The sequence below is a fragment of the Carboxydocella sp. JDF658 genome, from assembly GCF_002049395.1.
Lineage (GTDB): Bacteria > Bacillota.
Genome location: NZ_BDLR01000152.1, coordinates 1 through 211 on the forward strand (window position 1 = coordinate 1; position 211 = coordinate 211).

At 39.8% G+C, this 211-nt stretch carries 1 pseudogene; it reads left to right on the top strand.

What is annotated here, in order from left to right:
- A pseudogene (locus JDF658_RS14695) lies at positions 1-211 on the top strand (IS4 family transposase); the annotation flags it as partial.

Genomic DNA, 211 nt, shown 5'->3' on the forward strand with positions numbered 1-211 from the left:
TAAGCATTTTTAAAGCAATCTTTCAAGATCTTACGCGGCAAATTGGAGAGAAAGTTGGTTTCCAGAAAATCCGTAATTCATTGGGACGTATTTATCTAATTGATGCCTCGGTTATTAGCTTGTGTCTAAGCCGTTATCGCTGGGCAGAATTCCGTAAAGAGAAAGGCGGTATAAAACTTCATCTCAGGCTTAATTTGTTTGGGCAAGGGGT